Annotated in this window: 18 protein-coding genes; all 18 read right to left on the bottom strand. The window is 30.4% G+C overall.

Annotated features, from left to right (window positions below; all coding sequences use genetic code 11):
* Positions 1-2 precede the first annotated feature (2 nt).
* Positions 3-608 carry an MBL fold metallo-hydrolase gene (locus tag ACWW38_RS16400; RefSeq protein WP_456258595.1) on the bottom strand — a complete coding sequence of 202 codons (606 nt, stop codon included), beginning with the start codon at positions 606-608 and terminating at the stop codon, positions 3-5.
* Between the two features lie 20 nt (positions 609-628).
* Positions 629-1,078 carry a D-aminoacyl-tRNA deacylase gene (gene dtd / locus ACWW38_RS16395; RefSeq protein WP_456258594.1) on the bottom strand — a complete coding sequence of 150 codons (450 nt, stop codon included), beginning with the start codon at positions 1,076-1,078 and terminating at the stop codon, positions 629-631.
* A 74-nt stretch (positions 1,079-1,152) separates the two neighbouring features.
* Positions 1,153-3,333 carry a RelA/SpoT family protein gene (locus ACWW38_RS16390; protein ID WP_456258593.1) on the bottom strand — a complete coding sequence of 727 codons (2,181 nt, stop codon included), beginning with the start codon at positions 3,331-3,333 and terminating at the stop codon, positions 1,153-1,155.
* A 156-nt stretch (positions 3,334-3,489) separates the two neighbouring features.
* Positions 3,490-4,008, bottom strand: coding sequence for an adenine phosphoribosyltransferase (locus tag ACWW38_RS16385; protein WP_456258592.1), 519 nt, complete (start codon positions 4,006-4,008; stop codon positions 3,490-3,492).
* 137 nt (positions 4,009-4,145) lie between these two features.
* Positions 4,146-5,003, bottom strand: a complete 858-nt coding sequence (locus ACWW38_RS16380) for a DHH family phosphoesterase (protein WP_456258591.1) — start codon at positions 5,001-5,003, stop codon at positions 4,146-4,148.
* A gap of 191 nt (positions 5,004-5,194) precedes the next feature.
* Positions 5,195-6,064 (bottom strand): protein translocase subunit SecF, encoded by an 870-nt coding sequence (secF, locus tag ACWW38_RS16375; protein ID WP_456258590.1) that lies wholly within the window; start codon positions 6,062-6,064, stop codon positions 5,195-5,197.
* A gap of 5 nt (positions 6,065-6,069) precedes the next feature.
* Entirely contained in the window at positions 6,070-7,332 is a 1,263-nt protein-coding gene (gene secD / locus ACWW38_RS16370; RefSeq protein WP_456258589.1) for a protein translocase subunit SecD, read from the bottom strand.
* Between the two features lie 84 nt (positions 7,333-7,416).
* Positions 7,417-8,793: a thioether cross-link-forming SCIFF peptide maturase gene (scfB, locus tag ACWW38_RS16365; protein ID WP_456258588.1), complete on the bottom strand. Its 1,377-nt coding sequence runs from the start codon at positions 8,791-8,793 to the stop codon at positions 7,417-7,419.
* 63 nt (positions 8,794-8,856) lie between these two features.
* Entirely contained in the window at positions 8,857-8,994 is a 138-nt protein-coding gene (gene scfA / locus ACWW38_RS16360; RefSeq protein WP_456258587.1) for a six-cysteine ranthipeptide SCIFF, read from the bottom strand.
* A gap of 74 nt (positions 8,995-9,068) precedes the next feature.
* The gene (locus ACWW38_RS16355) at positions 9,069-9,446 is read right to left on the bottom strand and encodes a TIGR04086 family membrane protein (RefSeq protein ID WP_456258586.1); all 378 of its coding nucleotides are present in this window, start codon (positions 9,444-9,446) and stop codon (positions 9,069-9,071) included.
* Between the two features lie 54 nt (positions 9,447-9,500).
* Positions 9,501-9,794: a preprotein translocase subunit YajC gene (yajC, locus tag ACWW38_RS16350; RefSeq protein ID WP_456258585.1), complete on the bottom strand. Its 294-nt coding sequence runs from the start codon at positions 9,792-9,794 to the stop codon at positions 9,501-9,503.
* A gap of 23 nt (positions 9,795-9,817) precedes the next feature.
* Positions 9,818-10,948, bottom strand: coding sequence for a tRNA guanosine(34) transglycosylase Tgt (gene tgt, locus ACWW38_RS16345; protein ID WP_456258584.1), 1,131 nt, complete (start codon positions 10,946-10,948; stop codon positions 9,818-9,820).
* A gap of 64 nt (positions 10,949-11,012) precedes the next feature.
* The gene (gene queA, locus ACWW38_RS16340; protein ID WP_456258583.1) at positions 11,013-12,038 is read right to left on the bottom strand and encodes a tRNA preQ1(34) S-adenosylmethionine ribosyltransferase-isomerase QueA; all 1,026 of its coding nucleotides are present in this window, start codon (positions 12,036-12,038) and stop codon (positions 11,013-11,015) included.
* 16 nt (positions 12,039-12,054) lie between these two features.
* The gene (ruvB, locus tag ACWW38_RS16335) at positions 12,055-13,068 is read right to left on the bottom strand and encodes a Holliday junction branch migration DNA helicase RuvB (protein WP_456258582.1); all 1,014 of its coding nucleotides are present in this window, start codon (positions 13,066-13,068) and stop codon (positions 12,055-12,057) included.
* 11 nt (positions 13,069-13,079) lie between these two features.
* The gene (gene ruvA / locus ACWW38_RS16330) at positions 13,080-13,679 is read right to left on the bottom strand and encodes a Holliday junction branch migration protein RuvA (protein ID WP_456258581.1); all 600 of its coding nucleotides are present in this window, start codon (positions 13,677-13,679) and stop codon (positions 13,080-13,082) included.
* Between the two features lie 954 nt (positions 13,680-14,633).
* Positions 14,634-15,062 (bottom strand): DUF2935 domain-containing protein, encoded by a 429-nt coding sequence (locus ACWW38_RS16325; protein ID WP_456258580.1) that lies wholly within the window; start codon positions 15,060-15,062, stop codon positions 14,634-14,636.
* 219 nt (positions 15,063-15,281) lie between these two features.
* Positions 15,282-15,467, bottom strand: a complete 186-nt coding sequence (locus ACWW38_RS16320; RefSeq protein ID WP_456258579.1) for a DUF1858 domain-containing protein — start codon at positions 15,465-15,467, stop codon at positions 15,282-15,284.
* Between the two features lie 105 nt (positions 15,468-15,572).
* Positions 15,573-16,001: a SoxR reducing system RseC family protein gene (locus ACWW38_RS16315; protein ID WP_456258578.1), complete on the bottom strand. Its 429-nt coding sequence runs from the start codon at positions 15,999-16,001 to the stop codon at positions 15,573-15,575.
* Between the last annotated feature and the right edge of the window lie 22 nt (positions 16,002-16,023).

Genomic DNA, 16,023 nt, shown 5'->3' with positions numbered 1-16,023 from the left:
CCTTATATGAAAGGGTTATGTTCTCTTTCAAATTTAATACTGCTTTCACTTTCATGTCCTGGAAGAACTACGGTATCATCTGGAAGAATCATAAGTTTTGTCTTTATACTATTAATTAATTGCTTGTAATCTCCTCCTGGAAAATCCGTTCTACCAATAGATCCATGAAATAATGTATCTCCTGTGAACACTACATTTTCCACTGCAAAACACATTCCTCCTGGAGTATGTCCTGGAGTTTCTATACATTTTATCTTTAAATCTCCAAGTTCTATTATATCTCCATCTGCTAATTCACTATCTTCTGATGTTTCATTCCACATTGGTCCAAAAACATTTTCTCTGTCTTCCATTAAAACTTTATCTTTTACATTTATATATACAGGAATATTATATTTTTCCTTTAATGAGTTAACTGCACCTACATGATCTAAATGTCCGTGAGTTAATAATATGAATTTAACATTTATATTACTATTTTCTACATGTTTAATTATAAAATCTTCATCTCCACCCGGATCTACTATGCAACCAAATTGCGATTCTTCATCAATCAATATATAACAGTTAGCAGCATACATACCTGCTGGAATTCTCTTTATTTTCATAAACTCTTCTCCTTTCTGATTTAGAATACTTTTTTACTATCTATTATTAGCGTAACTGGTCCATCATTTTTTATGTCTACAAGCATTTCTGCTCCAAACACACCTGTTTCAACCTTAGATAGTTCATCTTTACACAAATTAACGAACTCTAAATATAACTTTTCAGCTTCTTCTCCGCCTAAGGCTTCCATGAAATTAGGTCTTCTACCTTTTCTACAATCTCCGTAAAGAGTAAATTGAGACACTATTAATAACTCCCCATTTACTTCTTTTAGTGATTTATTTAGTTTACCATCATCATCTTCAAAGACTCTGAGGTTTACTATTTTATCTTTTAAGTACTTCACATCTTCTATTGTATCATCTTTTGATATTCCCAATAATACATTAAATCCTTTTCCTATTTCTCCAACTATTTTATTATCTACTATAACGTTTGAATGTTTTACTCTCTGAACTACAGCCCTCACATTAAACACCCCAATATTAAATATTTCATTAATTCTTTTCAAAAAATCAAAAATGAAGTATATAGAACTAAAATTTAATTTTTAGTTCTATATACTGCTATCACACCTTTGAGTCTTCTCATTTTTCGCATTACTTCTTTTAGTTTTTCAACATCAGAAATTCTAAGTTTTATTGTTATTATTGCCACGTTTGCTTTTGAAGTTTTTGCATTAACGGCATATAATACAATCTTAGTTTCAATTATTGCCTCCATTATCTCCGCTAATAATCCATGTCTATCTTCTGCTCTTACTTCAATCTCTGTTATATATTCTGATTTTCTAGAATTTTCATCTTCCCAGGATGTTTCAATAATCCTACTTGCATCACTCATTATTAGTGACTTTACATTTTCACAGTCTTGCCTGTGAACAGATACTCCTCTTCCTTTTGTAATATAACCTATAATAGAGTCTCCTGGTACAGGGTTACAGCATTTAGCAAATCTAACGAGAACATTGTCAATTCCCTTAACTTTTACTCCTGGGGAATTTGACTTCTTTCTATTTTTAGCTGATTTCTCTAACTGTTCTTTTATCTCTTCTAGATCAGCCTCTTCCTTTTCTTGAACCTTTAGGAATCCTATTAATTTGCTCACTATAGACGCTGGATTTACTGCTCCTATGCTAACACCTACATATAAATCATCCAAATTATTAAAATTATATTTTTTAAGTAAACTTTCTAAATACTCTCCTTTTGCAATTTTGCCAAAGTTTACTCCTTGTCTTTTGCTTTCCTTTTCAATTAGTTCTTTACCCTTTTCAATATTGTCATGTCTTTTTTCTTTTTTAAACCATGCTTTAATTTTAGATTTCGCTTGATTACTCTTTGTAATATTAAGCCATGCTATATTAGGTCCTTTTGGAACAGTAGATGTTAATATTTCAACAATTTCTCCTGTTTTTAATTTATAGTCTAATGAAACTATTTTTCCATTAACCTTTGCTCCAATACATTTATGTCCAATATCTGTATGAATTCTGTATGCAAAATCGATTGGTGTTGAATCATACGGAAGATTAATTACCGTACCTTTAGGGGTAAATACAAAAACTTCGTCAGAAAACATATCTATTTTAAAGTCTTCCATAAATTCTTCTGGATTAGAAGTTTCTCTTTGCCACTCTAACACTTCTCTTAACCAAACTAACTTTGATTCAAAATCCATATCTCCATTTTTAGGGTTGCCTTCTTTATACTTCCAGTGAGCTGCAATTCCATACTCTGATGTATAGTGCATCTCATAGGTTCTTATTTGTATCTCAAAGGGTTTTCCCTGAGGTCCAATTACTGTTGAATGTAAAGATTGATACATATTTGGTTTTGGCATTGCTATATAATCTTTAAATCTTCCTGGAATAGGTTTATACATAGTATGTACCATACCTAAAGCAGCATAACAATCTTTAACATCATTTACAAGTATTCTAACAGCTGTTAAGTCAAATATTTGATCGATGGTTTTATTCTTCACAACCATCTTTCTATATATACTATAGAAGTGTTTAGGTCTTCCTGCTATTTCAGCTTCGATCCCTGCTGTTTTAAGTTTTTCTTTTAATTGATTTATTATTTTATCAATATATTCTTCTCTTTCGACTCTTTTTTCCGCAACTTTTCTAACTAAATCATAGTATTCATTTGGATGTAAGTATCTTAAAGCTAAATCCTCAAGTTCCCATTTAATTTTTGAAATTCCTAGCCTATGAGCCAATGGTGCATATATATCTAAAGTTTCTTTAGCTTTTTCCTTTTGTTTCTCAACAGACATATACTTTAAGGTTCTCATATTATGGAGTCTATCTGCCAATTTTATAAGTATAACTCTGATATCCTTTGTCATAGCAAATAACATCTTTCTAACATTTTCTGCCTGTTGCTCTTCTTTTGTCTTATATGTTATTTTTCCAAGTTTAGTTACCCCTTCTACTAAGTTTGCTACTTCAGCGTTAAACTCTCTTTCAACGTCTTTATAAGTGAATTCTGTATCCTCTATTACATCATGTAATAAGCTTGCAGCAATTGTATTTTCGTCTAATCCCATTTCAGCTAGAATGGACGCAACTTCAACTGGATGTATTATATAAGGTTCTCCTGAAACCCTTTTTTGCTCTTTATGTGCACTTTCAGCATAATTATAAGCTTTTATGATTATATCTTTATTAATATTATTACAATTTTCATCAATTTTTTCTAATAAATCATCCAGCATATAAATACTCTCCTAAAATCAAAAGCTGGTTTATATAACCAGCCAACATTTTTTTATAAATATTATATAATACAGTGTAGAAATTTGCAATAAGAACCTAAATTCAAATAAAATCCTTACCATTTTATTTAATTTAGTAAGGATTTCATCTGAATTTTATATATTGTACTCTACTAAAGACATTACATCATATTTTTTTAATTTTTCTCTTCCTTTTAAATCTGTTAACTCAATAACAAAGTCAAGACTTACTACTTCTCCACCTAATTGTTCAATTAATTTTACTACAGATTGCATTGTACCTCCTGTAGCTAATAAATCGTCAACGATTGCAACTCTTTGTCCAGGCTTAATAGCATCCTTGTGTACTTCTAAAACATCAGTACCATATTCTAAATCATATTCTACTTTTATAGTGTCACATGGAAGTTTTCCTTTTTTTCTTACAGGAACAAAACCAGCCCCTAATGCATAAGCAACTGGAGTGCCAAATAAAAACCCTCTAGCCTCAGGTCCAACAATTATATCTATATTTTTATCTTTTAAATAGTTTACTAATTCATCCACAGCATTTTTAAAAGCGCTTCCATCCTTTAAAAGTGTAGTAATATCTTTAAAACTAATACCTTCTTTAGGAAATCCTTCGATTATTCTTATACTTTCTTTTAATTCCAAATTATATTCCCCCTAGTACAAAATACACTTATTTTTATGTATTAATTCTATCCACTTAAACATTATATATAAACTAGATGTTTTATTCAAGGATAATTAGAAATTATAAATTTTTGTTAGTAAGATTATTTGCAAGGTTATGGCAGCTCATTATTTTTTTTCATATATTTCGCTATTTGCTCAGCTCTTTCCATATCAGATGTAGTAAACAATTCTACTACAATTCTTGCATCATCCATTCTTCCTACAGCATTAATTTTAGGCATAACTATATTACATAACTCTTTTAGCCTAAAATAATCCATATTGTCTATATTATTTATTTTAGTTATAGCTCTTATACCATAGTTATTTGATTTTGATAAATAATATAGACCTTTTTGAAGCATAGCTAAATTTTCTCCAATTAAAGGTACATCACTTGAAGCAATACCTATTGCTACAAGGTCTAAATACTTTTCTATACATTGCACATGATACTGTTCTGCTATTGCATATGCTAACTTATAAGATATTCCCACTGCGTTTAAATATTTAAAAGGATACTTACATCCAATTTGATTTGGATTTATTACAGTCGTATCAGGAATACTATTTAAAGACTGATGATAATCTGTAATAATTACATCGATTCCAAGTCTATTGCATAACTCCACTTCACAAACCGAATTTATTCCGCATCCAACTGTTATCACAAGTCCTGCCCCTAATAATTTAATATGGTTTTTTATCACATTAGAATTAAAGGTATCAGTATAATCTAATACCTCAGGTATGTAATACTCTACATCAGCATTTAAATATTTTAATATAAGCATTAAAAGCGAAACACTAGTTATGCCGTCTACATCGCATGAACCGTAAATAACTATCTTTTCACGTTCATTCACAGCTCTAGTAATTCTATTTAAAGCTTCTCCTATCCCTGTTAAAAGAAAAGAATCATATAAATATATTGAATTTGAAAAATTGTTATAAGAATAGTTACTTTTCATATTTAATCCCCCAAAATTTATAGGAAGCAAATAATATTATAATTTAAATCTCCGATTATTACAAATGGTTTTTTTCACGAAATGACAATATATTTAACTAAAAGTAAGGATTAACAAAATATAATAGGATATTTTGTTAATCCTTGCACTTTTTCTTTTCTTAAAAAAAATCAGAGCTGAAACTCTGATTTTTAGACTGCAACTTTTTTATTTCTTTTTTTAAGTATAATCCATATAGGACTTGCTATAAATATTGAAGAATATGCCCCTGACAATATACCTATTATTAATGGGAAAGTAAAATCTCTTACCGCTGGTACGAATATATAAACTGCAACTATTGTAAATAATGTTGTTAAAACAGTATTTATAGATCTAGACATAGTTTGAGTTATACTTATATTAGTAAGTTCAATTAGATCCTTTCCTCTCATTTTTCTACTATTCTCTCTTATTCTATCAAATATAACTATAGTATCATTTATAGAATATCCTACTATAGTAAGCACAGCTGCTATAAAAGGCGAGTTAACTGGTATACCAAAGATTGCATATACACCCAATGTTATTAAAATGTCATGCACTAAGGCAATTATTGCTGCAATACCAAATTTAATTTCAAATCTAAAGCCAATGTATACTAACATTGCAAGTGTTGCAATTAGAAAAGCTTTTAAAGCTTTAGTTTTTAATTCCTGTCCAATAGAAGGACCAACATTACTTTGTGATAATAGTGATTTATCTTCTAATTTATATTTACCTTTTAATTCACCAAACATTTTGTTTATATTATCACTATTTAAAGTATTACTTTTTATTTCAAGTTGGGTTTCATTTGCAATATAAGTTGAAGCATTTGAATCATATTTTTTTATTATTTTATCGGCTTCTTCTTTGATTTGTTGATTAAAGTTTTTGCCCATTTCTATAGTAACTATAGTACCGCCTCTAAAGTCTATACCATAATTAAGCCCTTTAATTCCTAGAGATGCCATTCCTATAATTATTATAATCACCGAAATAGAAAACCATAATTTTGTCTTTTCAATAATCTTCAGCACGCTTCTTACCCCCTCTTTACACCGAAATGAGAAGAACTATTTATTAATCCCATCTCTATACTAAGATTAAGCAATAATCTTGTTATTGTTAAAGCAGTGAAAATACTTAATACTATACCAATCATAAGGGTAAGAGCAAATCCTTTTACTGAACCAGATCCTAGATAATAAAGAACTATAGCAGCAATTATAGTTGTTATATTAGAGTCAAGTATAGATGATAGAGCTCTGTTAAATCCAGCCTCTGTAGCTGTTCTAATGGATTTTCCAAGTTTTAATTCTTCTTTTATTCTTTCAAATATTAAAACGTTGGCATCAACAGCCATACCTACCGTAAGCAGGAATCCTGCAATACCTGATAATGTTAACGTAGCTTTAATTGCTGAGAATGTTCCTAAAACTAAAACAACATAAAATATTAATGCAATTCCAGCCATTAATCCTGGGCCTCTATAATAGAAAAGCATAAATAATAACACTAAGCTTATTCCTACAGCTCCAGCTTTCATACTTAAAGGCAATGCATTCGCTCCTAAAGTTGCTCCAACTGTCTTAAATTCAACAGCTTCTAAGGTTACAGGAAGTGCTCCTGATTTTATTATATTAGCTTGACGTTTTGCTTCTTCAAGTGTTTTACTTCCTGTTATAGTTGCTTTTCCTCCTGTTATAACACTTTGTACTACAGGATTTGTCAGCATTTCCTCGTCCATATAAATTGCTATATTTTGTCCTTTAAATTTACTTGTAGCTTCGGCAAACTTTTTAGTTCCCTCTGGATTAAGTTCAAGACCAATAGTGGGACTATTCATGTCATCTAAATATGCTGTAGCATCCTTAATATCAGAACCAGTTAATATAACTTTTTTATCTGGTCCTCTAAACTCTAACTTTCCTGTCTTGCCTATGCTATCTAATACTCTTTTAGCATCAAATTCACCAGGAATTTCTATTCTAATTCTATTTTTTCCTTCTCTTTGAACTGAAGTTTCTTTTACTCCCTCAGGGTTAACTCTCATTGAAAGCATCTCTATAGTTCTTTCCACAGTGGCATTATCTACATTTCCTTTGATTTCTTCTAATACAGATATACCACCTTGTAAATCCAATCCTTTATTAATTGTTTCACTAAAAGGTTTAACTTTATAACCAAAAATATTCTTAAATCCAAAAAATCCAGCATAAGCTAATAGTAATATGACTATTACTGAAAGAAGAAACAATACTGAACTTTTGCCTTTTTTGGACGTGTTCACTTTTGAGTTTCTCATCTTAATCCCCCTTCGTTCCTCAATTTAAGCACAAATTATACTTAATTATATTACTTTTAAATATAATAGTCAATAACAGGTAATTTATTGTTTTTCTGACATTAGTTTTGACTTTAAAGCTATTGCACATTCAATTCTCTTCTTCTGCATTTTACATCCTATTTCATAAGGAATATGCATGTCTCCATTAAAGTTATAATTGTTAGCCTGGCATCCGCCGCTACAATAGAATCTAGCCCAACACTCTCTACAAGCTGGCTTATTATATATGTGTGCTGATTTAAAAGTTTTAGTAATTTCCCAGTTTATATCTTTATCTTCATTAAATATAGTTCCTAATTTAAAGTCTTCATTTCCAACAAATTGATGGCATGGATATATATCTCCATCTGGTGTGACAGCTATGTACTCATGTCCTGCTCCACAGCCTGATATTCTCTTATATACACAAGGCCCTCCTTGTAAATCTATATTAAAATGATAAAACTTGAATTCATTACCGTTTTCATATCTTTCCAACATATCTTCATATAGTTTATCATAATTTTCAAAAATAGTCGGTAGATCCTCCTCTTTTAAAGATAGTGGATGTTCATCTGGAAGTACAACAGGCTCTACAGATATTTCTTTAAATCCTAAATCCGCTAGATGTTTAATGTCATTATAAAAATCTATATTTTCATGGGTAAAGGTTCCCCTTACATAGTATGCTTTAGACTTGTCTCTTCTATCTACCATCTCTTTTATTTTAGGCAAAATACCTTCATAAGTTCCGCTTCCGTCAACTCTAGTCCTTACTTTATCATTTACTTCAGGTCTTCCATCTATACTTAATACTATATTTCCCATTTCTTTATCCATATATTCCATAATTTCATCATTTAGCAAAGTAGCGTTTGTAGTCATTGTAAATCTAATTACTTTATTATGTACCTTTTCTTGTTCTCTTGCATATTTAATAATTTCTTTAATTTCTTTTATAGCAATTAATGGTTCTCCGCCAAATAAATCTATTTCAATATTTTTTCTCGGCCCGCTATGTGCAATTACAAAATCTATTGCTTTTTTAGCAACTTCTAAAGACATTATTTTTCTTGCACCATGATACTTACCTTCATCAGCAAAACAATACTTACACCTTAGATTACAGTCATGTGTTATGTTAAGACATAGCGCTTTTATAAAATCTTTTGAATCTTGACCTTTAATAGCAATTTCTTCATAAGTATCTTCTGAATAAAGGAATCCTTCTTCTTTTAATTCCATTATTTCATTATAAACTTCTATGATTTCTTCAATTGAATACTTGTCCTTAAATAGTTCAATAAGCTCTTCTTTTGATTTTAAAGTATCTTCATCTAATAAATCATAAACTAATTCATCTACTATGTGAACTGCTCCTGTATTTACATCTAGTATATAATATTCTCCGTTTTGAATAAATTTATGAACTAATGACAATTTTCCATCCTCCTTAAATAAACACAAAGCAGTAACTCTCAGGTTACTGCTTACTTAGTTTTATTAGTTTTCACAAGCTAAATTTGCAACTGTGCAAGAAGTTTTACATGCTGATTGACATGAGTTAGCACATTCTTTACATCCTGGTTTATTTAAACTTTCCTTAATATTTCTTTTGTTTACAGTTTTGATATGCTTCATTTTACTTCCTCCATTCCCACTATAGAATTATCCTGTAAGATTATATCATAGATTTTGATTTTAATAAAGCCATTTTAAATATTTATTCCTAGCATGCCAGAAAGTGTTCCAACAAAAATGGCTAAAGCTATTCTAAGTACTCCATAACTTGATATGTCAAATCCTCTTCCATTAACAGCTGATACTAGGTAAATAATCAGCATATATAAAATTGCTACTATTAACCCAACTAACCATCCTTTTTTCTGTATTTGCTTTACAGCGTATACAGCCCCATACATAACACTTAGGGCGGTAATTGCTACAAAATATACAGAATCTATCTTTGGATTGGGTTTAGTAAAGTATGTTATTATAGCGTAAATTATAAGTAGTCCTAAAGTTAGAAAAAAACTTCTAATTACTCCTTGTCCAATATAAAGAGCTTTACTTTTTTCTTCCAAACAAAACACCTCCTATCTACTAATATGTATGTATATAGAAGGTATCTTATTACTTTAATTATTCTACTTTTTTTCTTCAACTACTTCACTTAAAATAGAAGCTATTCCATTTTTCTTTATTTTTAACTTCACCTTATCTGGACCTGTTTCCAATATTACAAAATCATCTTGTATCTTTACTATACTTCCTACAATACCACCTCTAGTCATAACGTCATCCTTTATTCTTAGTCCTTCTAACATAGCATTGTACTTACTCTTTCTCTTTTTTTCTGGAACTAAAACAACTATGTAAAATAAAAGCAACATAAATGCAAAAGGCAGTATAACTGCAACAATATTGTTACTTTGAGGCATAACCTCACCCCCTTTCTTTAATTTTAAGCTCTTCCTCCCCATTCTTCAAGTTTTTGAGCTTTAAAATCTTCAAAATAATCTCCGTCTATGGAAGTTCTTATATCCTCCATAAGCTTATTATAAAAATATAGATTATGTAGAACACAAAGCCTCATAGCCAACATTTCCTTAGCTTTGAATAAGTGTCTAATGTAGGCTCTAGTATAATGTCTACAAGCTGGACAATCACACTCTTCGTCTATAGGTCTGTCATCTAACTCAAACTTTGCATTCATTAAATTAATTTTACCATATTTAGTAAATACATGTCCATGCCTTCCATTTCTAGCTGGTAAAACACAGTCAAAAAAGTCTACTCCTCTTGAAACTGCTTCTAATATATTACTTGGTATTCCTACTCCCATTAAATATCTTGGTTTATCTGATGGTAAAAAAGGTTCTACAGCTTCAATAATTCTATACATTTCCTCGTGGGTTTCACCAACTGCAAGTCCTCCTATAGCATAACCATCTAAATTCATCTTAGAAATTTCTTTAGCATGTTCTATTCTTATATCTTCATACACTCCACCTTGGTTTATGCCAAACAACATCTGTTTTTTGTTTATAGTATCTGATAAAGAATTTAACTTCTCCATTTCCTTTACACATCTTTCAAGCCATCTTGTAGTTCTTGCTACAGATTTTTCCACATAATCCCTAGGGGATGGGTTTTCTACGCATTCATCAAAGGCCATAGCTATAGTAGATGCTAAATTACTTTGAATTTGCATGCTTTCCTCTGGACCCATGAATATTTTTCTACCATCTATATGTGAATTAAAATGTACTCCTTCTTCAGTGATTTTTCTCATTTGAGATAGAGAAAAGACTTGAAAACCGCCTGAGTCTGTAAGTATTGGTCTATCCCAATTCATAAATTTATGTAATCCACCTAATTTTTTTATAACTTGATCTCCTGGTCTTAAATGTAAATGATATGTATTAGATAATTCTACTTGACATCCTATTTCTTTTAAATCCATTGTTGAAACCGCTCCCTTTATTGCAGCTAAGGTTCCAACATTCATAAATACAGGAGTCTGCACTACTCCATGAGGAGTAACGAATTCTCCTCTTCGTGCACTTCCATTCACTTTATGTAATTTGAACACTGTATTTTCCCCTTCCATATTAGTATCTTTAATAATTGTATTTTTTCACTGAAAATAGTAGCCTTTACTCTAAAAACATAGCATCTCCAAAGCTAAAAAATCTATATCTTTCTTTAACTGCCTCTAGGTAAGCGTTCATTATAATCTCTCTACTTGAAAAAGCACTTACAAGCATTAAAAGTGTAGATTGTGGTAAATGAAAGTTTGTAATTAGCGCATCTACTATTTTAAACTTATATCCTGGATACATAAAAATATCTGTCCATCCCGATTGTTCTTTTAATCTTCCATTATTATCTGCTATGGTCTCTAAGGTCCTACAGGATGTAGTTCCAACAGCTATTACTCTTCCCCCGTTTTCTTTAGTGCTATTTATCATATCCACAGTTTCTTTTGATATAGTATAATATTCTGAGTGCATATGGTGTTCTTCTATATTTTCAACTTTTACAGGTCTAAAAGTTCCTAATCCTACATGTAAAGTTACAAAAGCTATCTTAACACCCTTTTCTTTTATTTTGCTTAACAGTTCTTCTGTAAAATGTAATCCTGCAGTAGGTGCTGCTGCTGAACCTACTTCCTTTGAGTATACTGTTTGATATCTTTCTTTATCTTCTAGCTTTTCAGTTATATATGGTGGTAAAGGCATTTGTCCAAGTCTATCTAAAACCTCTTCAAATATTCCATCATACTGAAACTCTACTACTCTGCTTCCTTCTTCTCCAATTTCTTTAACTTCTGCTTTTAACTCTCCTCCACCAAATACGAATCTAGAACCTATTTTCGCTCTTTTTCCAGGCTTAACTAGAGTTTCCCAAAGATTTTTATCAATTCTCTTTAAAAGCAAGAACTCCATCCTTCCGCCTGTGCCTTCCTTTTCCCCTATTAACCGTGCTGGTAAAACTCGGGTATTATTTAGTACCAGGCAATCTCCATCACTTAAACGCTCTATTATATTTTTAAATATTTTATGTTGTATTTTTCCGCTTTTCCTATCTACAACCATTAACCTTGATTCATCCCTTTTTTCTAAAGGGTGCTGTGCTATCAATTCTTCTGGTAGATAAAAATCAAAATCTGTAACTTTCAAAATTTGCCAACTCCTCTTATGTTAACTTTGTCTGTTCTACATATTTTCTTTTTAAATGTTTGTATGCCTTTTCAGTAGCTTTCCTTCCTCTAGGCATTCTTATTATAAATCCTTTTTGAAGTAAATACGGTTCATACACATCTTGAATTGTGTCTAGTTCCTCTCCTATAAAATAGGATAGGGTTTCTAATCCTACCGGTCCTCCTTCAAAACTATCTATAATAGCTTCTAAAATTTTATTGTCTATTCTGTCAAAGCCTTCTGAATCAATCTCAAGTAAATCCAAAGCATTCTTTGCAATTTGAATATTAATTATGCCATCACCTTTTACATCACAGTAATCCCTCACTCTTTTTAATATTCTATTTGCTATCCTTGGAGTTCCTCTGGATCTTTTTGCTATTTCATAGGCTGCATTTACTTCTATAGAAACACCTAAAATTTTAGCAGATCTTATAATTATCTCCTTTAAGTCATCTTCATTGTAAAATTCCATAGAACTCAATACTCCGAATCTATCTCTAAGTGGAGATGTTAATAATCCTACCCTTGTAGTAGCTCCAATTAGAGTAAATTTAGGAAGATCTAATCTAATAGATTTTGCAGCCGCTCCCTTTCCTATAACAATGTCTAATGCGTTATCCTCCATGGCAGGGTACAAAATTTCTTCAACCGTTCTATTTAGTCTGTGGATTTCATCTATGAATAATACATCATAATCGCTAAGAGTTGTAAGTATTGCAGCAAGGTCTCCCGCTCGTTCTATTGCAGGTCCTGAAGTAACTTTAAGGCTTCCCCCCATCTCTTTTGCTATAATATTAGCTAAAGTAGTTTTACCAAGTCCAGGCGGCCCATATAAGAGTACATGATCCAGTGCTTCTCTTCTTTTTTGTGCAGCTTTTATAAAAATATCTAATTTTTCTTTAACCTTTTCCTGTCCAATATATTCATCTAAACTCTGAGGTCTCAAAGAATACTCTATATCTACATCCTCATTTTTACAAGAAGGAGAAATAAATCTGTCCTCCATAATATCCCCCCTTAATTCATTAGGTATTTTAAGCTACTTTTAATAATCTCTTCAAGACTACCATTTGTGTCTACAGTTTTTAATGCACTTTCCGATTCTTTTTCTGTAAAGCCCAATGCAATTAATGCTTCTAGAGCTTCATCATGATTTCTACTTATATCTTGAGTAGTATCAATAATATTTTCTAAGTCTATATCACTTTCTCCAATTTTACTAATTTTATCTTTAAGTTCTAACACTATCCTCTGAGCAATCTTTTTTCCTACACCTGGAGCTTTGGTTAATGTTTTATAATCACCAGATAATATTGCAAGCTTCAATTTACTGACGCTTGCTATGGATAACAAAGATAATGCAGCTCTTCTCCCTACTCCATTAATAGTCATTAATAAATTAAACATTTCTCTCTCTTCTTCTGTTAAAAATCCGTATAATCCTAAAAAATCTTCCCTTACTATTTGTTCAATATAAATCTTCACTTCTTCATTTATATTAGGCATTTTAGCCATGGTACTCCCAGATGTATATATTTTATATCCTATATTATTATTTTCTACTACTATATATTCTTTATTTAGTCCTATATATGTACCCTTGATATAATCAAACAAATTTAACCCTCCAATTTTGCACCACATAACAATCATATAATACTTTACCATTTTAGTTTTAAATTATCAAGAAATCAAAATGAAGAAATTTATTTTATAATATAAGTAAAGTACGACAAAATGGCGGCCTTGGAAACTACAGAGTAAGGTGCTAAAAATCGAAGGTATATAATTCAACAGAGAATCTTTGCTACGTTAAGAAGTTCTAAGTTTGTGCCTTTAAAAATTCCCTACCCAGTCCTATGCATCGTCCTGATGCAGGCCTGTCTCCCACCCGTCCTAGGTGGGAGTTACGGTAATTTTCAAATTCACAAACTAAGAACTTCTAGAACTTGCTCAAAATTCTCTTAATGAATTATATACTTTCTAACTTTTAGTACCTTAAAGCTGGTAAATTAAAGCCGCTATTGCTTATACAAAACATATATTAGCAACTTTAACAGTAATAACTATTTATACTATAGTTGATTTAATGATCAGTGTAAGAATTATATCAATTGACTTACTAAAAAAGCACAAAACGCTTAACCCAATAGGGTGTCAGGGTTTTAGGCGTAGCCTTTTGAATTTATGCTAGTACCTTTTGATTACAATTAATTAAGGTATATAAGAAGAATCCTAGACTTCAGAGGAGATTTGTAACTCCAAGTGAAGTTTATTAAAAGAATTATTAGAAGTTTTACTCAATAATACTTAATTAGTAACTTTACAGTGTGGCTACGCCAGGCAAAATTATCATTTTGATTTTTGAAGTCCTCATAATATTTACTATAGTACTTTTTCTTTGCAACAAATTAAGGCATGTAAGATTACTGGCTAGCATATATGTATCAATTGAAGAAACTTTGAAGGAATAACTAGTAGTACTTAAGGTTTCTCAATGATACATATATGTGTTAGCCTAGTAATCTTACATGCCGCTATTTTGTTGCACTTTACTTAAATTTTTATAAATTAAAGTGTCAATTGCATTCTTATTTTTGTAAAAAGCTCATACATAAATCTTTGTTCATGAGTAATATGTTCTAAAAGAGTTTGCCAAACCTTATCCTCTTTACCATACTTTTTAACTTCATCTAAAACATTAAATACATATTTATCATTTACTAAGAAACTATCAACGAGTTTTCTAAGTTGTACCATATAATTAAAATTCATATAATTATATGGCATTGATTTTCTTAATTCTTCTGATTGTATCTTTAATTTACTAAATACTTTTGTAATTTCAGATAACTTATCTAATAAATCCTTAGGTAAATTTTTATTAGTTAAACTTGCAACTGTTTTTATGAATATAGGATGTTCACTTGAGATATCACTCCAAAGATATAACTCATTTAACACACAGCCAAAATTATTTACATAAGTAAGACAATACAACTTTATACCTCCCCAAAATTAACACAATATAATATATTCAAATGTTAAAATTTATATGTTATTTTCTTTAACTTTGGTTTCAAATATTATATTTGATGCTAAAAAATATAAGTTTATAACTATTAACTTATATTTAGGTGGTATACTTACGCACTATATTTATGAATATTTTATAAACTATATTTAAACTAAAATAAAGAATAGCATTTTTGCTATTCTTTATTTATTCAACGCCTCTAGTAAAGCATTTAAATCTATTCCATGCACTGAAGCTGCTTCTTCTAATGTTTCTCCTTGAGCAGATGGACATCCAACACATCCCATGCCAAAGTTCATTAACACTTCAGCTTTAGAACTATCCATTCTAATTATTTCACCTATAGTCATATCCTTAGTAAATTTCATGTTTATATCTCCTTCTTAATACTTATTTTAAAAAATCTTAAATATCTATTATATATAGTACCCAAATATTACTTAATAAAATACATGGACTATATAAATATATTTCTATTTTTCAACTATTTCTGTCATTTGGAGAGTATATTCATGTTTATTGCTAACTTTTTTGTTGTATAAATTTAGAACCATATATGAAATTGCTAAAGCAGCTAGTCCTAATAAGAAACTTAGCATCTCGTAGCTGGCATATCCTGCAGCTTTAAATACTTTTGTTCCAACTCCAATACCTATAGCCATCATAATTAGTGGAAATACATATACCCAAAGAAGCATTTTATTAAAAGCACTTTGCTGCATTTCAATTTTAACTTTATCACCTTTCTTGGCTCCTAAAGTATTTTTAATATCAGTTGTTACCGATGTTGCTGCACAGCCTGCCTTACAGCTTGCACAGTTGTCTCCACAACCTGATTTTCTTTTAAATGATACAGAAACATAGTCTCCATGCACGGAACTAACATATCCTACTTCTGTCATAATATCAACTCCTAAATTACAT

This window comes from Clostridium sp. JNZ J1-5 (genome assembly GCF_053901425.1).
The sequence above is the reverse complement of the archived record's forward strand: the minus strand, read 5'-3'. Positions and strand labels throughout refer to the sequence as shown.